The sequence below is a fragment of the Pseudotabrizicola algicola genome (assembly GCF_010915705.1).
Classification (GTDB): Bacteria; Pseudomonadota; Alphaproteobacteria; order Rhodobacterales; family Rhodobacteraceae; genus Pseudotabrizicola; species Pseudotabrizicola algicola.
Genome location: NZ_JAAIKE010000001.1, coordinates 283,525 through 302,628 on the forward strand (window position 1 = coordinate 283,525; position 19,104 = coordinate 302,628).

The following is a 19,104-nucleotide window of genomic DNA, read 5'->3' on the forward strand; positions in this document are numbered from 1 at the left end:
ATCACCGGAGCCTGTCCGGTCTTGGTTAAGAAACCTCTAGCGCACCTATACCGAGGCGCGGGCGGGCCTGCAATGCGGCGGCGGCTGACAAAGCGCGCGAGGGCGCAGGGCGGGCGGGCAAGAAACCGCCGAAATGCCCGCAAGGCCGTGGCGGCGCATCTGGGCTCTGGCATGGCGCGCGATTTTGCCTATAGTCGCGGTGGTCTGAGGCAAGCCGGAACCGATCCATGAAGCAAAGCAGCGCGCTCTTGTCTGTCTCTCTGGTGCTGGCGCTTGCGTGTCTGTCGCCTGCGGCGGCGGTGGCCGAGGGGTTGAACCTTTCTGGGTCGAGCAAGAGCCGGGCTTCGCTGTTCAATTCGCAGAAGAAGCTGCTCGACGGGCGGCTGGCCAAGCAATACGAGGCGTCGGTCCGGCTGACGCCCAAGGGCAAGGCGGCGGCCAGCGCGGCCCCCGAAGCCGCGGCGCCGCGTTATTCGGGGCGTTACAAGGGCGAGTATCTGGCGGTGGCGCGTGCCATGGCCAATCGCCACGGCATTCCCGAAGACCTGTTCCTGCGGCTGGTGCAGCAGGAATCGGGGTGGAACCCGTCGGCGGTGTCGCACAAGGGCGCGACGGGGCTGGCGCAGCTGATGCCGGGGACGGCGCAGAAGCTGGGGGTGGATATCAACGATCCGCACCAGAACCTCGAGGGCGGGGCGCGCTATCTCAGGATGATGTACAACAGGTTCGGCAGCTGGCGGCTGGCCTTGGCCGCCTATAACGCGGGGCCGGGGGCGGTGGAAAAGCACAATGGCATTCCGCCCTATGCCGAGACGGTGAATTACGTGAAGGCGATTCTGGGCTGAGGGCGCGGGGCCTTCGCGCACGGCGCCTTTGGCCAGCCGCCGGGGGACTTCGCGTCCCCCGGACCCCCTGCGGGATATTTGTGAACAGATGAAGGGGGCGGCGCATGCGGGAGGCGCCGCCTTTTCGATTTTACCACAGATGCGCGACGTGGGGGGCGATCAGGCGGGTGTAGACGTCACGCGCGGCCTGCATCTGTCCGGCGCTTAGGGCGGGCAGATCGGCGGCGGCGGCATTGGCGCGCGCCTGCGCCGGGGTCTTTGCGCCCGGAATCACCACGGTGACGGCCTGTTCCATCAGGATCCAGCGCAGGGCGAAGGCGGCCATCGGCGTGCCTTGCGGCACGAGGGGGCGCAGCGCCTCGACCGCTTCGAGCGCCACGTCGAAGGGAACGCCGCTGAAGGTTTCGCCCTTGTCGAAGGCCTCGCCGTTGCGGTTGAAGGCGCGGTGGTCGTCGGCGGCGAACTGGCTGTCGGGGCCCATCTTGCCGGTGAGCAGGCCGGAGGCCAGCGGCACGCGGGCGATGATGGCGACATCTTTCGCGCGGGCCTCGGCAAAGAAGCGGTCGGCGGGCTTCATGCGGAACAGGTTGTAGATGATCTGCACCGAGACCACGCCGGGGTGCTGGATGGCGGTCAGCGCCTCATCGATCGTTTCGACCGAGACGCCATAGTGGGCGATCTTGCCCTTGGCCCTGATCGCGTCGAGCGCGTCAAACATCGCGGGATTGCTGTAGACCGGCGTCGGCGGGCAGTGCAGTTGCACGAGGTCGAGGCAATCGACGCGCAGGTTCTTCAGGCTGCGGTCGATGAAGGATTCGATGGCGGCACCCGTGTAGGCTTCGGCGGTGTGCGGGTTCAGGCGGCGGCCGGCCTTGGTGGCGACGAAGGGGCGGGGGCCCTGGCCGGCCTGCGCCCGTTCTGCCAGCACCTCGGCGATGATCTGTTCGGACCGGCCGTCGCCATAGACATCGGCGGTGTCGATGAAGGTCATGCCGGCATCGAGGGCCGCGTGGAGCGTGGCCTTGGCATCGTCCCAGCTGACCTCTCCCCATGTGCCGCCGATGGCCCATGCGCCAAAGCCGATCGGGGTGGTGCTGTGGCCAGTGCGGCCAAAATCGCGGGTCTGCATCTTATGTCCTCCGGTTTGTGGCGGCAGTTTACGGCGGGCGGGCGGGGATTGCCACGGTGACGCAGGCCCTTTTCGGCGGGCAGCGGCTGCGCTAGGGGTTGGGGATGGAATTGGTGGTGGACAAACTGGCGGTGGCGCGGGGCGGTGTGACGCTGCTCGAAGGGGTGAGCTTTGCGCTTGCGCCCGGGCGGGCGCTGATCTTGCGCGGGCCGAACGGGGTGGGCAAGACGACGCTGTTGCGCACGCTGGCGGGGCTGCAGCCGGCGGTGGCGGGCCGCGTGAGCGCGCCGCCCGAAAGCCTGACCTATGCCGCCCATGCCGACGGGCTGAAGGCGGTGCTGACGGTGGAGGAGAATCTGGGCTTCTGGGCCGCGATCCACGGGGTTGGCGGTGTCGGTGACGCGATGGCGCGGATGAACCTGCTCGATCTGCGGGACCGCCGTGCCGCCAATCTTTCGGCGGGGCAGAAGCGGCGGCTGGGTCTGGCGCGTCTGTTGGTGACGGGGCGGCCGATCTGGGTGCTGGACGAGCCGACGGTCTCGCTCGATGTGGCATCGGTGGCGCTGTTTGCGGGGGTGGTGCGGGGGCATCTGGCGCAGGGCGGCATGGCACTGATCGCCACCCATATCGATCTGGGGCTGGACGAGGCGGCGGTGCTGGACCTTGCGCCGTTCAAGGCGCGGGTGACGGTTGGCTCTGGCGGATTTGACGAGGCCTTTGCATGAGGGCGCTTTTGCTGCGCGACTTGCGGCTGGCGTTTCGCGCCGGGGGCGGCTTCGGGCTGGGGCTGGCGTTCTTTCTGCTGGTGGCGGTGCTGGTGCCGCTGGGCGTGGGGCCGGAGCCTGCGACGCTGGCGAAGATCGCGCCCGGTATCTTGTGGGTGGGGGCGCTGCTGGCCTGCCTTCTGTCGCTGGACCGGATCTTTGCGCTGGATTTCGAGGATGGCTCGCTGGACCTGCTGGCGACCTCGCCGATTCCGCTGGAAGGGGTGGTGGCGGTCAAGGCCTTCGCGCATTGGCTGGTGACGGGCCTGCCGCTGACGCTGGTGGCACCCGTGCTGGGGGTGCTGCTCAACCTGCCGGGGCCGGGCTATCTGTGGCTGGTGGCGAGTCTTGCGGCCGGCACGCCCGCGCTGTCGGTGATCGGGGCCTTTGGCGCGGCGCTGACGGTGGGGATCAAGCGGGGCGGGCTGCTGTTGTCGCTGCTGGTCTTGCCCCTCTATGTGCCGACGCTGATCTTTGGCGCCGAGGTTGTGAAGCGCGGGGCGGCGGGGGCCGAGGTTTCGGTGCCGCTGCTGCTGCTGGCGGGGATCACGGCGGGGGCGCTGGCGCTGCTGCCTTTTGCGGCGGCTGCGGCAATCCGCGTCAATCTGCGTTGATGTTTGACATGATAGTGACTTGAGACGCGTTATGAGAGAGGTTAGGCCAGCCTGATGTCGTTGTGGGAATATGCCAACCCGAAGAAGTTCATGCAGCTCTCGGCCGGGGTTCTGCCCTGGGTGGGGGGGCTGACGGCGGTTTGCCTGATTGTCGGGCTGGTCTGGGGGTTCTTCCTGACCCCGGATGATTTCCGGCAAGGTTCGACGGTGAAGATCATCTTCCTGCACGTGCCAAGCGCGATGATGGCGATCAATGCCTGGGTGATGATGCTGGTGGCAAGCCTGATCTGGCTGATCAGGCGGCACCATGTGAGCGCGCTGGCCGCCAAGGCGGCGGCCCCGGTGGGGCTGACCTTTACCGCGATCGCGCTGGTGACGGGCGCGCTGTGGGGCCAGCCGATGTGGGGCACCTGGTGGGCCTGGGACCCGCGGCTGACCGCCTTCCTGATCCTTGCGCTGTTCTATCTGGGCTATATCGCGCTGTGGCAGGCGGTGGAGGACCCCGACACGGCGGCCGATCTGACGGCGGTGCTGTGCATGGTGGGCTCTGTCTTCGCGGTCCTGTCGCGCTATGCGGTGAAGTTCTGGAATCAGGGGCTGCATCAGGATTCGACCATCCTGAAGGTGGGCGAGAAAGACCCGATCGCCCCCGCCTTCTATGTCCCGCTGGTGGTCTGCATCGCGGGGTTTGTGTTGCTGTTCGTGCTGCTGGTGCTGATGCGCACCCGCACGGAAATTCGCGCGCGGCGTCTGTCGGCGCTGCTGGCACGGGAGCGTTTGGCATGATGCCGGATCTGGGGCGCTATGCGGTGGCGGTGCTGTCATCCTACGGGGCGACGCTGGCCCTTCTGGCGGCGCTTCTGGCGCTGACGGTCTGGCGCGGGCGGCGCGTCAAGCGCCAGTTGGCCGAGGTGGAGGCGCGGCAGGCCCGCGCCCCGACAGAAGGAGAGCGGTAATGGCCCGATGGTTGATGGTGCTGCCGCCCGTGCTGTTTGCGGGGCTGGCGGGGGCGTTCTATTTTGGCATGATGAACAACAACCCCAATGACATGCCGACCGCCTTTCAGGACAGGGCGGCCCCGGTGGTGCCCGTGACCGGGCTGGCGGGCGTGGCGCAACTGACCGATGCCGATCTGCGCACGGGGCAGGTGACGGTGGTGAACTTCTTTGCCACATGGTGCCCGCCCTGCCGTGCCGAGCATCCGGTGCTGCTGGAGATGGCGGCGGCGGGCGTGCGGGTGGCGGGCATCAACATCATGGATGATGATGCCAAGGCGATTGCCTATCTGGCCGAGGACGGGAACCCGTTCTTTGCGGTGGCAACCGATCCGCAGGGGCGCAACCGTGTGGAATGGGGGGTGACCGCGCCGCCCGAGACCTTCATCATCCGCGGGGATGGCACGGTGGCCTTGCGCTTCATCGGGCCGTTGATCGGGACGGATTACGAGAACCGTTTCAAGCCTGCGCTGGCGGCGGCCCTGGCCGCCGAGGTGCAAAGCTAGGCCAAGAGCAGCAGGCCAAGGAAGGCGAGCAACCCCAGTTCCGGCAAGGGCAGGGGCGGAAGGACCCGTTGCTGCGGTCTGGCGGGGGGCTGCGGGGCAAGCGGCGGGAAGCGGTGGGGCATGGGGTGGCATCCTGTGTTCTGGGTGCCATGACTGTGGCACAGAGGTCTGAACAGAAGATTGCCGATGAAAAAGGCCCGGTCCTTGCGGATCGGGCCTTTCCTGTCTGTGTGGCTCTGCCTTGGGCCTCATCCCTTCCTTGCGGGCGGTCTTCGGAGCGAAGACGCCCGCAAGGGCGGAGGAGCGGCCGGGTCAGGCCTTGGCCAGATCGCGCAGAACGTAGTGCAGCACGCCGCCGTGCTCGACGTATTCGATCTCGATCTCGGTATCGATGCGGCACTTGAGCTGGATGGTTTTCTCGGTGCCATCTGCATATTTGATCGTGCAGGGCACCAGCGACAGCGGCTTGAGGTCGCCGTCGAGCCCGTGGATCGACACCACCTCGTCGCCGGTGAGGCCGAGCGACTTGCGGTTCATGCCTTCGGTGAATTCGAAGGGGATGACGCCCATGCCGACGAGGTTCGAGCGGTGGATACGCTCGAACGACTCAGCGATCACGGCCTTGACGCCAAGAAGCGCGGTGCCTTTGGCCGCCCAGTCGCGCGAGGAGCCTGCGCCGTATTCGATGCCGCCGAAGATCACCAGCGGGGTGCCAGCTTCCTGATAGGCCATCGAGGCATCATAGATGCTGGTCTGCTGGCCATCGGGGCCTTTGGAATAGCCGCCCTCGACGCCATCGAGCATCTCGTTCTTGATGCGGATGTTGGCGAAGGTGCCGCGCATCATCACTTCATGGTTGCCGCGCCGCGAGCCGTAGGAGTTGAACTCGGACACCGGAACCTGCCGCTCGGTCAGGTATTTGCCTGCCGGGGTGGTGGCCTTGAACGAGCCTGCGGGCGAGATGTGGTCGGTGGTGATCATGTCGCCCAAGAGGGCTAGCACCCGCGCGCCCTCGATGTTCGAGATCGTGCCGGGGGTCTTGGCCATGCCTTTGAAATAGGGCGGGTTCTGGATGTAGGTCGACGAGGTCGGCCAGTCATAGGTTTGCGAATCCGTGACCTGCACCGCCTGCCACTTCTCGTCGCCCTTGAACACGTCGGCGTATTTCTTCTGGAATGCCTCGCGCGTCACGACCGCATGAACGATGTCGGCGATTTCCTGATTGGTGGGCCAGATGTCTTTCAGATACACCGGCTTGCCATCCTTGGAGGTGCCCAGCGGTTCCTTGGTCAGGTCGATGTTCATGTCGCCTGCCAGCGCATAGGCCACCACCAGCGGCGGGCTGGCGAGGTAGTTTGCGCGCACGTCGGGCGAGATGCGGCCTTCGAAGTTGCGGTTGCCCGAGAGCACCGAGGTGGCCACAAGGTCGCCTTCGTTGATCGCCTTGGAGATTGCCGGATCGAGCGGGCCGGAGTTGCCGATGCAGGTGGTGCAGCCATAGCCCACGAGGTTGAAGCCCACGGCGTCAAGGTCTTCCTGCAGGCCGGCGGCGTTCAGGTATTCCGACACGACCTGGGACCCGGGGGCGAGCGAGGTTTTCACCCAGGGCTTGCGGTTCAGGCCAAGCGCGCGGGCCTTGCGGGCCACGAGACCGGCCCCGATCAACACATAGGGGTTCGAGGTGTTGGTGCAGGAGGTGATCGAGGCGATCACGACCGAGCCGTCACGCAGCACGTAATCCTTGCCTTCGACCTTGGCGGTCGACAGGCCGTCGGTGTTGCCGGGAATGGCCTCGGCCGCCGGGGCAGGGGCGCCGCCTTCGGCGGTCATCTCGGCCTTTTCCAGCTTGGGCGCTTCGGGGGCCTTGCGCAGGCCGCGGATGTAGTCGCCGAAGGCGGTCGCGGCAGAGGTCAGCGGCAGATAGTCCTGGGGGCGCTTCGGGCCGGAGATGGCCGGAACGATGGTGCCCATGTCGAGTTCGAGCGTGCTGGTGTAGATCGGGTTGTAATCCGCACCGCGCCACATGCCGTTTGCCTTGGCATAGGCCTCGACCAGTGCGATCCGCGATTCCTCGCGGCCCGTCTGGCGCAGGTAGCGCAGGGTTTCATCGTCGATCGGGAAGAAGCCGCAGGTCGCGCCGTATTCGGGGGCCATGTTGGCGATGGTGGCACGGTCTGCCAGCGGCAGGCGGTCCAGACCGTCGCCGTAGAATTCGACGAACTTGCCCACCACGCCATGCTTGCGCAGCATCTGCACGACCTTCAGCACGAGGTCGGTCGCGGTGGTGCCTTCCATCATCTGGCCGGTCAGCTTGAAGCCGACGACTTCGGGGATCAGCATGGAGACGGGCTGGCCCAGCATCGCGGCCTCGGCCTCGATGCCGCCCACGCCCCAGCCAAGGACGGCCAGACCGTTGACCATCGTGGTGTGGCTGTCGGTGCCGACGAGGGTGTCGGGATAGGCGACAAGGTTGCCGTCCTGATCGGTGTCGGTCCAGACGGTCTGCGCGAGGTATTCGAGGTTCACCTGATGGCAGATGCCGGTGCCGGGCGGCACGACGCGGAAGTTGTTGAATGCGTTCTGGCCCCATTTCAGGAAGACATAACGCTCCATGTTCCGCTCATATTCGCGGTCCACGTTGGCCTGGAAGGCGCGGGGGGTGCCGAATTCGTCGATCATCACCGAGTGGTCGATCACGAGGTCGACCGGGTTGAGCGGGTTGATCTTTTGCGCATCGCCGCCAAGGCCAAGAATGCCGTCGCGCATCGCCGCAAGGTCCACCACGGCTGGAACGCCGGTGAAATCCTGCATCAGCACGCGGGCAGGGCGATAGGCGATCTCGCGCGGGTTCTGACCCTTGTTCTTGCCCCAGTCGGAAAACGCCTTGATGTCATCGACCGAGACGGTCTTGCCATCCTCGAAACGCAGCATGTTCTCCAGCACCACCTTGAGAGCGGCGGGAAGGCGCGAGAACTCGCCCAGGCCAGCCGCTTCGGCAGCGGGGATCGAGTAATAGCTGACGGTCTGGCCGCCGGCGGTCAGGGTCTGCTTGGTTTTCTGGCTGTCATGTCCGACTGTGACGGTCATTTTGGGCCTCTTGGCTAGGGGAACGGGAATGGCTTAAGGTCGTCTCCGGCCGCTTGTGCCGGGGAATCGCTGGCTTTGTATACAATTGTATGCCAAGAATCCAGCCCTCGTTTCAGTGAACTTGTGTCGATCTTGCCATGAACCGGGGCGTGATGGGAATTCATCTTGGCCTCGCAAAACCTTGATTGGCGGCTCCACAGTCGCGTCTGTAAAACGAAAGGGCAAGTTTGGGGATGACAGCAGTGACAAAGCGAGATTTGGTCAGCGCGGCGTTCGGGCTTTGGATTGGCATGTCCGGTGCGGCACTGGCGCAGAGCGCGCCCGTTGTGGTGGAGCTTTACACCTCGCAAGGCTGTTCGTCCTGCCCGCCCGCCGATGCCTTCATGGAAGAGCTTGTCAAAAGCCCCGATGTGATCGCGCTGTCGCTGCATGTCGACTACTGGGATTACATCGGCTGGCGCGATACCTTTGCCAGCCCGCATTTCACCCAGCGCCAGAAAGCCTATGCCAAGGCGGTCGGCAGCCGGATGATCTACACGCCGCAGATGATCGTGGGCGGGCTTGACCGGGTGGAGGGCAATGATCCGGCGCAGGTGTCCGAGGCGATCCGCCGCCATCAGGCGCAGACCAGTCCGGTGCGGCTTGTGGTGACGCGGGAGGGCGATCAGATCACCATCCGCGCCGAGGCCGATCCGCCGCTGACCAAGCCCGCGCGCATCCAGCTTGTGCGCTATCTGCCCGAGGCGACGGTTGCCATCGGGCGCGGCGAGAATGAAGGGCGCGAGGTGAAATACACTAATATCGTGACCGACTGGCAGTCGGTTGCGACCTGGCCCGGTGTGGACCCGTTCGAGATGACGGCCTCTGTCGCGGGGCCTGACCCTGTGGTGGTGATCGTGCAGACCGAGGGGCCTGCCGATGTGCTGGCGGCGGCGCAGATCAGGTAAGGCTCAGGGTTTCCAGCGGCGGTGAATCCAGAACCACTGGTCGGGATAGCGCCGGATCAGCCGTTCCAGATTGTCGTTGAGCGCCTGTGTCATCGCCTCGGGCGTGCCGTGCGGGATCGGGGCGTCGACGATGATCTGGAAGGACAGGCCATCGGGCTGGCGGATGGCATAGGTCGGGATCAGCTCGGCATCATATTTCAGGGCCATGTCGGCTGCGGACAGCGCGGTGAGCGCCTCTTGCCCGAAGAACGTCAGCTTCACGCCCTTTTGCATGCGCTGGTCGGGCAGGATGCCGAGCATGCCGCCGCCGCGCAGGTGTTTGAGCATCTGCCCCATGCCCGCGCGCCCGCGTTCGAAGATCGGCTGGCCGATGGTGCCGATGGCCTGCACATAGTGATCGTTGAACCAGGGGTTCGACATCGGGCGATAGAGCGCGCCCAAGGGATAGCCGCGCGCGATGAGCGCCGCGCGCACCGCATCGTAATTGCCGAAATGGCCGGTGGCGAGGATGACGGGGCGCCTTGCCGCATGGGCCGCCTCGAGGGCCGCGACGCCATCGCCTGTCAGCGGCAGTTCGGTGGTGCGGGCGATGAATTCGGCGCCGGAATAGATCTCGATCACCGTGCGGCCGATGTTTTCGGGCACGCGCGCGACCATGCGGTCGATCTGGTCGGCGGGCAGGTCGGGGAGCGTCAGCGCCAGATTGTCGCGGATGCGCTTGGGCCAGCCCGCGAGCGGCGCCACGATGCGCGCCATCACCCAGCCACAGAGCGGCACGCGCCAGCGGTAGGGCAGCGCGAGCAGCAGCCAGAGCACCGTGCGGATGGCGCGGTCAGACAGCCATTGGCCCCAGGTGCCGGTTTTGTGCGCGGTCGTGTCGGTCATCCGGTCCGTTTTACAGGCTTTTGGATGCGCCATGCACCCGTGTTTCGCGGTGCCAGACATAGAGACCCGCCAGCACGATCACAAGCGCACCGATGATCGTCGGCAGATCCGGCACCTCGTCATAGAGGATATACCCCCAGCCGGTGGCGAAGATCAGCCCGACATAGGCGAAGGGCGCGACGCTCCCCGCCTCGGCCAGCGTGAAGGCGCGGATCAGGAAGAGTTGCGCGACCGTGCCAAGCACCCCGATCAGAGCGAATTGCGGCCAATCAGCCATCGGCACCGGCACCCAGACAAAGGGCAGGGCGGCGCTGGTGACCGCCATGCCGAAGAGGGCGGCAAGGATCATCGGTGTCCATGCGGTTTCATGCGGGCCGAGGCGACGCGTGAGCAGGGCGTTGATGGAATAGAACACCGCCGCCGCCAGCGGCAGCAGGGCGGCAGGGGTGAACACCGACAGGCCGGGGCGGATGATGATGAGCGCGCCGATCAGCGCCGCGATCACGCCTGCGAGGCGGCGGGGGCCAAGCCGTTCGCCCAGAAACAGCGCCGCGCCCAACGTGATGAGCACGGGGTTCAGATCGCCCAGAGCGGTCGCCTCGGCCAGACCGATATAGGGAAGCGCCGAGAAGAAGCAGGCAATCGCACCAAGCTGGCAGGCCGAGCGCACCAGATGCAGCACGGGCCATTGCGTGCGCAGCATCTGCGGCAGGCGGGGGCCGAGCAGCAGTGCCACGATCAGCACCTGACCCGCAAAGCGCGCCCAGATCACCTGCGGCACCGGATAGCGCGCGATCAGCCCCTTGGCGGCGGCATCCATTGCGGCAAAGCAGAAAATCGCCAGCACCATCAGGAGAATGCCGCTTTTGGTGTCTTTGAGGGTGGGGGGTGTCATCATCCGTCCTTTGCGGAGCGGACGCTAGCCTGCGCGGATGCGGTTCACAAGCCATTGGATGCCGCGCCCCGCCATCGGGACGCGGGGGGCTGTCATTCCTCTTCGCGGTTCATCACGACTTCGCCCGCGCCTTCCAGCTGGCGGATGGTGGTGACGATGGCTGTCATCGCCTCTTCGGCGTCTTTCTCGCGCACCTTGCCGCGGCTGGCCATGTCTTCCCGCAGGGATTGCGCCATGCGCTGCGACATGTTGGCCAGAAAAAACTCCACCGTTTTGGCCTGTGCGGGATGGCTTTGCGCGGCGGTGAAGGCCGTGACAAGCTGCGCGGTGTCGACCATGCGCACGATTTTCGGAATGTCGCGCGGCATGATCCGCGCCGGAATATGCGAGAAGGTGAAGATCGCCTTGCGCACCTGTTCGGCGAATTCGGCATCTTCGGCATCGAGCCCCATCAGCACGTCATCGCGCGTCGCCGCCGTAGAGACGTTCAGGATGGCCCCCACCCGTTCCACCGGGCCTGCGTCAAAGGCGCGGGCCGGCTGGGCATCAAGCTGCGCCGCAAGGGACAGGCCGATGCGGCGCACGGTATCGGGGGCGACATTGCCGGTCATCGAGACGGCATAGGCGACGCGGCGGGCCTTTTCCCCCGGCAGACGGCCAAGGAGTTCTGCCGCCTTCGGCACCGGCAGCTTGGAGAGCATGACAGCCGCCACCTCCACGCTTTCCACCTCCAGCACGGGCAGGATGCGGTCTGCGGGCAGGGTCGTCAGCCTGTCCCACGGGTCCGCCTTGCCCGAGGCGCCCGCCAGCCTGCGCAGGCGGTTGGCGGCGGTGGGGCTGATGTGCCCGTCCATCATGGAGAGCGCGCCATCAATGCCGCCGGGAAAGGACAGCCCCACCTCTTCCAGTTCGGTCATGAATTCTTCGACCACCTGCGCCAGCGTCGCGCGGTCGACCAGACGCATCTGGCCGATCTGTTCGGTCAGCGCAGCCTGCATGTGTTCGGGCAAGGCAGAGACGGGCAAGGTCGCCCCCTCCGCCAGCAAAAGCCGCACGATGATGGCCGCCTTTTCGCGCGGAGTGGGTGCCCGCCTCTCTCCGTGGCTGCCGCCCAAGGAAACGGCGCGCTGCACCGGAGTGATGCGCGCCAGAGCATGGCCAAACTGATCCGACATCCGATTCCCCGTTCTGGTGGTCCTGCACGGGCAGGGTGTCACGTCGGGGTTAACGGTGGCTTACGTCCGGTCAGGTGGTCGGGGCAGGGATGCACTCGCCCTTGGCCTGATCCCAGGTCATCCCCTCCTTGCAGGACGAGGCGGTGATTTCTTTCATGCCCGAGCACTGGGCCATCGACATCGACGGCAGCAGCATGAGCGCGATGACGGCAGTGGTGATCGTTGTCTTCATCAGTCGTCCTTCCCATGAAAGTTGTCAGTCTTGCAAAGGTAGCACAGGACGGCCCGAATCAAGCCTGCTTTCCGGCGGCCTGCGAGGGCCGCCGGTCACGCTTCTGTTATGCGCCCAAAAGCCGGGCGTCAGGCGCCAAACACGCGGGCGAAGATCGTATCGACATGCTTGGTGTGATAGCCAAGGTCGAACTTTTCCTCGATCTGGGCCGGGGTGAGCGCGGCGAGCACCTCGGCGTCATTCAGGAGTTCCGTTTTGAAATCAGCGCCTTGTTCCCAGACCTTCATGGCGTTTCTCTGCACCAGACGATAGCTGTCCTCGCGCGAGACCCCCGCCTGCGTCAGCGCCAGCAGCACCCGCTGGCTCATCACCAGACCGCGGAACTTGTTCATGTTCTGCATCATGTTCTCGGGGTAAACCACGAGTTTCTCGACAACTCCGGCCAGACGGTGCAGCGCGAAATCCAGCGTGATGGTGGCATCGGGGCCGATGGCGCGCTCGACGCTCGAATGGCTGATGTCGCGCTCGTGCCAGAGCGCGACATTCTCCAGCGCCGGCACCACCGCCATGCGCACCAGCCGCGCAAGGCCGGTCAGGTTCTCGGTCAGCACCGGGTTGCGCTTGTGCGGCATCGCGCTCGAGCCCTTCTGGCCGGGACTGAAGAATTCCTCGGCCTCCAGCACCTCGGTGCGCTGCATGTGGCGGAATTCGGTGGCGATGTTCTCGATGCTGCTGGCGATGACGCCAAGGGTGGCAAAGAACATGGCATGACGGTCGCGCGGGATCACTTGCGTCGAGATCGGTTCGGGCGTCAGGCCCAGCTTGGCGCAGACATGCTCTTCCACGCGCGGGTCGATATTGGCAAAGGTGCCGACCGCGCCCGAGATCGCCCCCGTCGCAACTTCCGCCCGCGCATTGACCAGCCGCGCCCGCCCGCGCGCCATCTCGGCATAGAACCGCGCAAAGGTCAGGCCCATCGTGGTCGGCTCGGCATGGATGCCGTGGCTGCGCCCGATGCGCACGGTGTCCTTGTGCTCGTAGGCGCGGGCCTTCAGCGCGGCCAGAACCCGGTCCATCCCCGCCAGCAGCAGATCGGCGGCGCGCACCAGTTGCACGTTCAATGTGGTGTCCAGAACGTCGGAACTGGTCATGCCCTGATGCACGAAGCGCGCGTCATCGCTGCCGATATGCTCGGCCAGATGGGTCAGGAAGGCGATGACATCATGCTTGGTGACCGCCTCGATCTCGTCGATGCGGGCCACGTCGAACTCCACATCCTTGGCGCGCCAGACCGCTTCGGCATTGGCGCGCGGGATCACGCCCAGATCGGCCATCGCATCGCAGGCATGTGCCTCGATTTCATACCAGATGCGGAATTTTGTGGCGGGCGACCAGAGGGCAACCATCTCGGGGCGGGAATAACGTGGGATCATCACGAACCTATCATTGGAAAGGGGGTGCGCGGCCCCCTTAGACTGCGCACATGCATGACGCAAGGCAAAGGGGACCGGATGCTGCGTTTCGGGGTGGTCTTGATGCTTTGGTCGGGTCCGGGGCTGGCCGCAGACTGGCAGACGCTGACCGGCGACCAGATCAGCGCGGCGCTGACCGCGCGTGTCGTGGTGTTTCCCGAAGGGGTCGCGCAGTATTTCCTCGAGGACGGGCGCACCATCCGTGCCGGATCCTGGGGCGAATGGCGGGTCGACAGTGACCGCTACTGCGAAAGCTGGTCGGGCAAGCGCCCGATCTGCGCCGAGGTCGACAGCGACGGCATCGACCTGCGCTTCCGCGAGGACAGCGGCTTCGTGCGCGCGGGGCGCTATGGCGACCTATAGGGTCATCCGATAGCGGATGTGGCCATCCTCGGTGCAAAAGCTGTCATAAAGCCGCCGTGCCTGCGCATTGTCGCGCGCGGTGTTCCAGTAGAGCCGGTGCCACGCCCGCGCGCGGCCGATGGCGATCAGATCCTCGATCAGCGCCCGCCCCACGCCGCGCCCGCGCGCGTCAGGGGCGACGAACAGGTCTTCCAGATAGACATCATCCCCCGCCACCCATGTCGAACAATGCGGATGGTGGATGGCAAAGCCCAAGGCCAAATCGCCCTCGAAGGCCATCCGGCAGGTCATCAGATGCCCCGGATCGGCAATCCGCGCCCAGGTCGCCGCCGTCACCGCAGGGTCCAGCGTCACATCGTAATAGGCCAGAAACCCGTCCCATAGCCTGCGCCACGCCGCTTCATCCGCTGCTTCTGCCGTCCTGATCTGCACGACCGCCCCATTCATCTGTTTCTAAATATCCTCGGGGGGGTCCGGGGGGGCAGACAGCCCCCCCGGCCTTTGCCGCAAAAGTGACGCCGGCCCGCCTCAGACCAGCTTCGCCAGCACCCGCGCCCAGGACCGGATGCCCTTCTGGAAACATTCGAGGTCGTATTTCTCGTTCGGGCTATGGATCTGGTCATCGTCGCGGCCAAAACCGATCAGCATGGCATCCATGTCGAGATAGGTCTTGAAATATCCGGCAATCGGGATCGATCCGCCGCAGCCGACGAAGGCGGCGGGTTTGCCCCATTCTTCGCCAAGCGCGGCGCGGGCAGCGTCGAAGGCGGGGGCCTCGACCGACATCACGCCGGCAGGGCCGTTGCCGTGGCCGTGGAATTCGACCCGGCAATCGGCGGGCAACTGCTCTTGCACCCAGGCACGGAAATGGCCGCGCAACACATCGGGGTCCTGGCCTGCCACCAGGCGGAACGAGATTTTCGCATGGGCCTCGGCGGGCAGCACGGTCTTGAAGCCCTGTCCGGTATAGCCGCCCCAGATGCCGTTGATCTCGGCGGTGGGGCGTGACCAGAGCATTTCGAGGGGCGTGCGGTCCTGCTCGCCCGCAGGAACCGACAGGCCGACATCGCCGAGGAACTTGGCGTGATCGAAGGCCAGTGCCTGCCATTGCGCGCGGATGGCGTCGGGCAATTCCTGCACGCCATCGTAGAAATGCGGCACCGTCACCCGGCCCGTCTCGTCGTGCAGATTGCCGAGGATCTTGGTCAGAACGCGGATCGGGTTGATCGCCGCGCCGCCATACATGCCGGAATGGAGATCCTTGTCGGGACCATAAACGGTGATCTCTTCCCCCAGCAGCCCGCGCAGCATGGTGACGATGGCGGGGGTAGTATCCTCGAACATGCCGGTGTCGCAGATCAGCGCGATGTCGGCTTTCAACTCGGCGGCGTTATCCTGCATGAAAGGGATCAGGCTGGGCGAGCCGGATTCTTCCTCGCCCTCGAGAAAGATCGTCAGCTTGCCGGGCAAGCTGCCATGCACCGCTTTCCAGGCGCGGCAGGCCTCGATGAAGGTCATCAGCTGGCCCTTGTCATCGGCCGATCCGCGCCCGCGGATCACCCGGCCCTTGGCGGTGTCCTGCACCTCGGGGTCGAACGGGTCGCGGTCCCACAGGTCGAGCGGATCGACGGGCTGCACATCGTAATGGCCGTAAAAGAGCAGGTGCCGCTCGCCCGTGCCACCATGCGCCACCACCATCGGATGGCCTGGGGTCGGGCGGCTGGAGGCGTCAAAGCCGAGGGTCTTGAGATCCTCCACCAGCCAGTCGGCGGCGCGGGCGCAATCTGATTTATAGGCCGGATCGGTGGAAATCGAGGGGATGCGCAGCAGGTCCAGCAGCCGGTTCACCGATTGGTCAAGATCAGCGTCAATTTTCGCGAGAACTTTGTCCAGAGACATGATTTCTTTCGCTTCTCTACATAAAGTGAATGATGGACCGACCGTAACAGGATGCTAGGCACTGTCCAGAGGCCCGCCCGTGCGTTACATGGCAGCGGGACAGAACAGTGCCTGACAGGCAAAGGAGGACACATGGGCCTGAATTCCATGACGAGGGCAGGTGGCGCGGCGGCGCTCCTGGTGCTGGCCGCAGGATTTGCGCAGGCGCAAAGCGTGCCGGTGGAAACCGGGGTCAACGGCGGCTCTGCCGTGAGCCTGCATCTGCACCCGTTCCTGACGCCCGAAGAACTGACGACGCTGCGTCTGGTCGCCTCGAACGATCAGGCGTTGTCGCTGTTCGTGACCAGCCGCAGCGGCCATGCCGCAATGGCGATGTCGCCGGACGAAGGCTTTGTGCGTAACGGATCGCCCGTGCCCTCGGCGGTGGCTTTGGGCGATCTGCCCGATGCGGCGGCGGCGCGCACGGCGGCCTTGGCCGAATGTGACAAATTGCGCAAGGCCAAGGCCCCTTGCGTTGTGGTGCTGGAAGTCGCACCTTCCCCCTGATCCGCCGTCTTGTCATGCGGCTGGCCGAGGGGCGTCAAATTGACCTGTTCCCAAAGGCCGCCGTCTTGATGCATGTCAAGGCAAGCCGCAGGTGTCTCGCCCCAGAAAGGGGCAAACCTGTATGCCATCTTCCCTGTGCCGATCTCGCGCGGGGTGCCACGGAGAAGACCCGATGCGTTATGAAGCCGCCCTCGATACTGCCCTTCAGCGTCTGCACGATGAAGGGCGCTATCGCACCTTTATCGATATCGAGCGGCAGAAGGGGCAGTTTCCCCATGCGGTCTGGACGCGGCCCGATGGCAGCAAGAAGGACATCACCGTCTGGTGCGGCAACGATTATCTCGGCATGGGCCAGCACCCTGTGGTGCTGGGCGCGATGCACGAGGCGTTGGATGCCACCGGCGCAGGGTCGGGCGGCACACGGAACATCTCGGGCACCACGGTCTATCACAACCGGCTGGAGGCCGAACTGGCCGATCTGCACCGCAAGGAGGCCGCTCTGGTCTTCACCAGCGCCTATATCGCCAATGATGCGACCCTGTCGGTGCTGCGGCAGATTTTCCCAGGCCTCATCATCTATTCGGACGCGCTCAACCACGCCAGCATGATCGAGGGCGTGCGGCGCGGCGGCGGGCTGAAGCGGATTTTCCGGCACAATGACGTGGCGCATCTGCGCGAATTGCTGGAGGCCGATGATCCGGAGGCGCCCAAGCTGATCGCTTTTGAATCGATCTATTCGATGGATGGCGATTTCGGCCCCATCGCCGCGATCTGCGATCTGGCTGACGAATTCGGGGCGCTTACCTATCTGGACGAAGTTCATGCCGTAGGTATGTATGGGCCGCGCGGTGCCGGCGTGGCCGAACGTGACGGCCAGATGCATAGAATTGACATCATCAACGCCACGCTGGCCAAGGCTTATGGCGTGTTTGGCGGCTATATTGCTGCAAGTGCGAAGATGGTGGATGCGGTGCGCAGCTATGCACCGGGCTTCATTTTCACCACATCGCTGCCGCCTGCCGTGGCGGCTGGCGCGGCGGCGAGCGTAAAGTTCCTCAAGACCGCAGAGGGGCAGAAACTGCGCGATTTGCAGCAATCGCATGCCCGCACCCTGAAGATGCGGCTCAAGGGTCTGGGCCTGCCGATCATCGATCACGGGTCGCATATTGTGCCTGTGCATGTCGGCAACCCCATCCATTGCAAGATGCTGTCCGATATGCTGCTGGACCAGTTCGGGGTTTACGTGCAGCCGATCAACTTCCCGACCGTGCCGCGCGGGACCGAGCGGCTGCGCTTTACCCCGTCGCCGGTGCATGATTTTGCACAGATCGATGCCCTGATCCGGGCGATGGATCAGCTCTGGGGACATTGTGCGCTGAATCGTGCCGAGGTCTCGGCGTAACGGTCTTCTCGCAGGTGCAAAAGACCTTGTGCTGTGGTAACGAATCCCTAATACGAAGAAAATGAGTCGTGATCGAAGCGACGACGGGGACATGGTACTATCATGGGGCAGAGCGCATGATCGGGCGGAGGGCAAAACCTTCGGAACCGGAGATGGAAAAGCCAAAGGGCTTTGATGACTTTGATCTGCGTCTGGGTGATCTGATGCGGGGCGAACGCGCCACGCTGGGCAAATCGCTTCTGGATGTGCAGCGCGAGTTGAAGATCAAGGCGGCCTATATCGCCGCGATCGAAAACGCGGATGTGTCGGCCTTTGAGACACAGGGCTTTGTCGCGGGTTATGTGCGGTCTTACGCGCGCTATCTGGGCATGGACCCGGATATGGCTTTTGCGCGCTTTTCCAAGGAAGCCAATTTCGAGGTTGCGCACGGGATGAGCGCGGCGGCCTCGTCTTCGGGCATGACGGCGGCGCGCAGCCGCAGCACGCAGGTGTTCAGCGATCCGCTGGCCAACCCCAACGCAACCTTCATTCCGCGCGGCGAAAGCATGTTCGCGCGGGTGGAGCCGGGGGCTGTCGGCTCGCTTCTGGTGCTGGTCGCGCTGATCGGTGCCATCGGATATGGCGGCTGGTCTGTGTTGCAGGAAGTGCAGCGCGTGCAACTGTCGCCGGTGGATCAGGCCCCCAGTGTGGTGGCCGAGATCGACCCGTTGGGCAATGTGACGGGCGCCGCCCCGCTGGTGCGGTCGGCCCCTGCAGGGGAAGGCACCGCGCTTGCCGCTGCCGACCCCGTGCAGGAAAGCAGCGAGGCGGTGGGGCGTCTTTACCGCCCGCAGGCGCTCGATGTGCCGGTTCTGGTGTCGCGTGACGGGCCTATTGCCGGAATCAACCCGCGCCTGACCGCAACGGCCACCACGCCCGACGCGGTGGCCGCCGCCGTGGCCGAAGCCTTGGCGCAGGACGAGCAGGCGGTGCAGGTTGTCGCCAATGCGCAGCCCGGTGTGGAATTGCTGGCCGTGCGCCCGTCTTGGGTGCGGGTTTCGGCCAAAGATGGCACGGTGCTGTTCGAGAAGATCCTCGATGCGGGCGAGCGTTGGGCCGTGCCGCAACTGGAAGAGGCGCCTGTGCTGCGCGCGGGCAATTCGGGTTCGGTCTATTTCGCGGTGAACGGGCAGACCTATGGTCCGGCCGCACCGGGGGCGCAGGTGGTGCGCAACTTGTCGCTGTCGCCCGAGGCGCTGACCGAGAAATTCGCCGTGGCCGATCTGAGCCGCGACGCCGATCTGGCGGCGATTGTGAATGTGGCCGATGCCTCGCAGGTTCTGACGCCGCCGTCGGAGTAAGCGGGCCA

General features: G+C 65.2%; 21 protein-coding genes. 11 read left to right on the forward strand and 10 right to left on the reverse strand.

Going from position 1 to position 19,104, the window contains the following annotated elements; translation table 11 throughout:
- Positions 1–227: 227 nt before the first annotated feature.
- Positions 228–845, forward strand: coding sequence for a lytic transglycosylase domain-containing protein (locus G3572_RS01380; protein ID WP_164608887.1), 618 nt, complete (start codon positions 228–230; stop codon positions 843–845).
- Positions 846–975: 130 nt separating this feature from the next.
- On the opposite strand, the gene G3572_RS01385 is transcribed toward G3572_RS01380, so the two are convergent.
- Positions 976–1,974: an aldo/keto reductase gene (locus G3572_RS01385; protein WP_164608888.1), complete on the reverse strand. Its 999-nt coding sequence runs from the start codon at positions 1,972–1,974 to the stop codon at positions 976–978.
- Between the two features lie 104 nt (positions 1,975–2,078).
- On the opposite strand from G3572_RS01385, the gene ccmA reads away from it, so the two are divergent.
- The 5 genes from ccmA to G3572_RS01410 are packed head-to-tail and all read left to right on the forward strand — an operon-like array spanning position 2,079 to position 4,853.
- A complete protein-coding gene (ccmA, locus tag G3572_RS01390) occupies positions 2,079–2,699 on the forward strand; it encodes a heme ABC exporter ATP-binding protein CcmA (RefSeq protein ID WP_164608889.1) in 621 nt (206 codons plus the stop codon).
- Complete coding sequence (gene ccmB / locus G3572_RS01395; RefSeq protein ID WP_164608890.1) at positions 2,696–3,352, forward strand: heme exporter protein CcmB; 657 nt, start codon at positions 2,696–2,698, stop codon at positions 3,350–3,352. Before ccmA ends, ccmB begins: the two co-directional genes overlap by 4 nt.
- 54 nt (positions 3,353–3,406) lie before the next feature.
- Positions 3,407–4,138 carry a heme ABC transporter permease gene (locus G3572_RS01400; RefSeq protein ID WP_164608891.1) on the forward strand — a complete coding sequence of 244 codons (732 nt, stop codon included), beginning with the start codon at positions 3,407–3,409 and terminating at the stop codon, positions 4,136–4,138.
- Positions 4,135–4,308, forward strand: a complete 174-nt coding sequence (ccmD, locus tag G3572_RS01405) for a heme exporter protein CcmD (protein WP_164608892.1) — start codon at positions 4,135–4,137, stop codon at positions 4,306–4,308. The genes G3572_RS01400 and ccmD overlap by 4 nt, the downstream gene beginning before the upstream one ends.
- A complete protein-coding gene (locus tag G3572_RS01410; RefSeq protein WP_164608893.1) occupies positions 4,308–4,853 on the forward strand; it encodes a DsbE family thiol:disulfide interchange protein in 546 nt (181 codons plus the stop codon). The genes ccmD and G3572_RS01410 overlap by 1 nt, the downstream gene beginning before the upstream one ends.
- On the opposite strand, the gene G3572_RS22255 is transcribed toward G3572_RS01410, so the two are convergent.
- Both G3572_RS22255 and acnA read right to left on the reverse strand, forming a co-directional pair.
- Positions 4,850–4,975, reverse strand: a complete 126-nt coding sequence (locus G3572_RS22255; RefSeq protein WP_275897719.1) for a hypothetical protein — start codon at positions 4,973–4,975, stop codon at positions 4,850–4,852. The two genes, G3572_RS01410 and G3572_RS22255, sit on opposite strands and share 4 nt — an antisense overlap.
- Positions 4,976–5,165: 190 nt before the next feature.
- On the reverse strand, positions 5,166–7,940 hold the full coding sequence (gene acnA / locus G3572_RS01415) for an aconitate hydratase AcnA (protein WP_164608894.1): 2,775 nt from the start codon (positions 7,938–7,940) through the stop codon (positions 5,166–5,168).
- 242 nt (positions 7,941–8,182) lie between these two features.
- Here acnA and G3572_RS01420 point away from each other — a divergent pair, with 242 nt between their 5' ends.
- Positions 8,183–8,887: a DUF1223 domain-containing protein gene (locus tag G3572_RS01420; RefSeq protein WP_435530943.1), complete on the forward strand. Its 705-nt coding sequence runs from the start codon at positions 8,183–8,185 to the stop codon at positions 8,885–8,887.
- A 3-nt stretch (positions 8,888–8,890) separates the two neighbouring features.
- On the opposite strand, the gene G3572_RS01425 is transcribed toward G3572_RS01420, so the two are convergent.
- The 5 genes from G3572_RS01425 to purB form a co-directional block, all read right to left on the reverse strand.
- Positions 8,891–9,772, reverse strand: coding sequence for a lysophospholipid acyltransferase family protein (locus G3572_RS01425; RefSeq protein WP_164608896.1), 882 nt, complete (start codon positions 9,770–9,772; stop codon positions 8,891–8,893).
- A gap of 10 nt (positions 9,773–9,782) precedes the next feature.
- A complete protein-coding gene (locus G3572_RS01430) occupies positions 9,783–10,667 on the reverse strand; it encodes a DMT family transporter (protein ID WP_240335371.1) in 885 nt (294 codons plus the stop codon).
- A 92-nt stretch (positions 10,668–10,759) separates the two neighbouring features.
- Positions 10,760–11,842 (reverse strand): flagellar motor switch protein FliG, encoded by a 1,083-nt coding sequence (locus G3572_RS01435; RefSeq protein ID WP_164608898.1) that lies wholly within the window; start codon positions 11,840–11,842, stop codon positions 10,760–10,762.
- A gap of 70 nt (positions 11,843–11,912) precedes the next feature.
- Entirely contained in the window at positions 11,913–12,074 is a 162-nt protein-coding gene (locus G3572_RS01440) for a hypothetical protein (RefSeq protein WP_164608899.1), read from the reverse strand.
- A gap of 128 nt (positions 12,075–12,202) precedes the next feature.
- The gene (purB, locus tag G3572_RS01445) at positions 12,203–13,507 is read right to left on the reverse strand and encodes an adenylosuccinate lyase (RefSeq protein WP_164609878.1); all 1,305 of its coding nucleotides are present in this window, start codon (positions 13,505–13,507) and stop codon (positions 12,203–12,205) included.
- A 78-nt stretch (positions 13,508–13,585) separates the two neighbouring features.
- On the opposite strand from purB, the gene G3572_RS01450 reads away from it, so the two are divergent.
- Entirely contained in the window at positions 13,586–13,909 is a 324-nt protein-coding gene (locus G3572_RS01450) for a hypothetical protein (protein ID WP_164608900.1), read from the forward strand.
- On the opposite strand, the gene G3572_RS01455 is transcribed toward G3572_RS01450, so the two are convergent.
- A complete protein-coding gene (locus G3572_RS01455; RefSeq protein ID WP_164608901.1) occupies positions 13,904–14,356 on the reverse strand; it encodes a GNAT family N-acetyltransferase in 453 nt (150 codons plus the stop codon). The two genes, G3572_RS01450 and G3572_RS01455, sit on opposite strands and share 6 nt — an antisense overlap.
- Positions 14,357–14,437: 81 nt before the next feature.
- Entirely contained in the window at positions 14,438–15,808 is a 1,371-nt protein-coding gene (locus G3572_RS01460) for a M20/M25/M40 family metallo-hydrolase (RefSeq protein WP_164608902.1), read from the reverse strand.
- A 132-nt stretch (positions 15,809–15,940) separates the two neighbouring features.
- Between G3572_RS01460 and G3572_RS01465 the strand changes: the two genes are divergently transcribed.
- From G3572_RS01465 to G3572_RS01475, 3 genes are all read left to right on the forward strand, one after another.
- Positions 15,941–16,354, forward strand: coding sequence for a hypothetical protein (locus G3572_RS01465; protein WP_164608903.1), 414 nt, complete (start codon positions 15,941–15,943; stop codon positions 16,352–16,354).
- Positions 16,355–16,526: 172 nt separating this feature from the next.
- The gene (gene hemA, locus G3572_RS01470; protein WP_164608904.1) at positions 16,527–17,756 is read left to right on the forward strand and encodes a 5-aminolevulinate synthase; all 1,230 of its coding nucleotides are present in this window, start codon (positions 16,527–16,529) and stop codon (positions 17,754–17,756) included.
- Between the two features lie 116 nt (positions 17,757–17,872).
- A complete protein-coding gene (locus tag G3572_RS01475; RefSeq protein ID WP_164609881.1) occupies positions 17,873–19,096 on the forward strand; it encodes a helix-turn-helix domain-containing protein in 1,224 nt (407 codons plus the stop codon).
- The last annotated feature ends 8 nt before the right edge of the window (positions 19,097–19,104 follow it).

Excerpts from the sequence above, each read along its gene's own strand:
- G3572_RS01380 (WP_164608887.1), top strand. The coding sequence starts at position 228 with ATGAAGCAAAGCAGCGCGCTCTTGTCTGTCTCTCTGGTGCTGGCGCTT.
- G3572_RS01385 (WP_164608888.1), bottom strand. The coding sequence starts at position 1,974 with ATGCAGACCCGCGATTTTGGCCGCACTGGCCACAGCACCACCCCGATC.
- ccmA (WP_164608889.1), top strand. The coding sequence starts at position 2,079 with ATGGAATTGGTGGTGGACAAACTGGCGGTGGCGCGGGGCGGTGTGACG.
- ccmB (WP_164608890.1), top strand. The coding sequence starts at position 2,696 with ATGAGGGCGCTTTTGCTGCGCGACTTGCGGCTGGCGTTTCGCGCCGGG.
- G3572_RS01400 (WP_164608891.1), top strand. The coding sequence starts at position 3,407 with ATGTCGTTGTGGGAATATGCCAACCCGAAGAAGTTCATGCAGCTCTCG.
- ccmD (WP_164608892.1), top strand. The coding sequence starts at position 4,135 with ATGATGCCGGATCTGGGGCGCTATGCGGTGGCGGTGCTGTCATCCTAC.
- G3572_RS01410 (WP_164608893.1), top strand. The coding sequence starts at position 4,308 with ATGGCCCGATGGTTGATGGTGCTGCCGCCCGTGCTGTTTGCGGGGCTG.
- G3572_RS22255 (WP_275897719.1), bottom strand. The coding sequence starts at position 4,975 with ATGCCCCACCGCTTCCCGCCGCTTGCCCCGCAGCCCCCCGCCAGACCG.
- acnA (WP_164608894.1), bottom strand. The coding sequence starts at position 7,940 with ATGACCGTCACAGTCGGACATGACAGCCAGAAAACCAAGCAGACCCTG.
- G3572_RS01425 (WP_164608896.1), bottom strand. The coding sequence starts at position 9,772 with ATGACCGACACGACCGCGCACAAAACCGGCACCTGGGGCCAATGGCTG.
- G3572_RS01430 (WP_240335371.1), bottom strand. The coding sequence starts at position 10,667 with ATGACACCCCCCACCCTCAAAGACACCAAAAGCGGCATTCTCCTGATG.
- G3572_RS01435 (WP_164608898.1), bottom strand. The coding sequence starts at position 11,842 with ATGTCGGATCAGTTTGGCCATGCTCTGGCGCGCATCACTCCGGTGCAG.
- G3572_RS01440 (WP_164608899.1), bottom strand. The coding sequence starts at position 12,074 with ATGAAGACAACGATCACCACTGCCGTCATCGCGCTCATGCTGCTGCCG.
- purB (WP_164609878.1), bottom strand. The coding sequence starts at position 13,507 with ATGATCCCACGTTATTCCCGCCCCGAGATGGTTGCCCTCTGGTCGCCC.
- G3572_RS01450 (WP_164608900.1), top strand. The coding sequence starts at position 13,586 with ATGCTGCGTTTCGGGGTGGTCTTGATGCTTTGGTCGGGTCCGGGGCTG.
- G3572_RS01455 (WP_164608901.1), bottom strand. The coding sequence starts at position 14,356 with ATGAATGGGGCGGTCGTGCAGATCAGGACGGCAGAAGCAGCGGATGAA.
- G3572_RS01460 (WP_164608902.1), bottom strand. The coding sequence starts at position 15,808 with ATGTCTCTGGACAAAGTTCTCGCGAAAATTGACGCTGATCTTGACCAA.
- G3572_RS01465 (WP_164608903.1), top strand. The coding sequence starts at position 15,941 with ATGGGCCTGAATTCCATGACGAGGGCAGGTGGCGCGGCGGCGCTCCTG.
- hemA (WP_164608904.1), top strand. The coding sequence starts at position 16,527 with ATGCGTTATGAAGCCGCCCTCGATACTGCCCTTCAGCGTCTGCACGAT.
- G3572_RS01475 (WP_164609881.1), top strand. The coding sequence starts at position 17,873 with ATGATCGGGCGGAGGGCAAAACCTTCGGAACCGGAGATGGAAAAGCCA.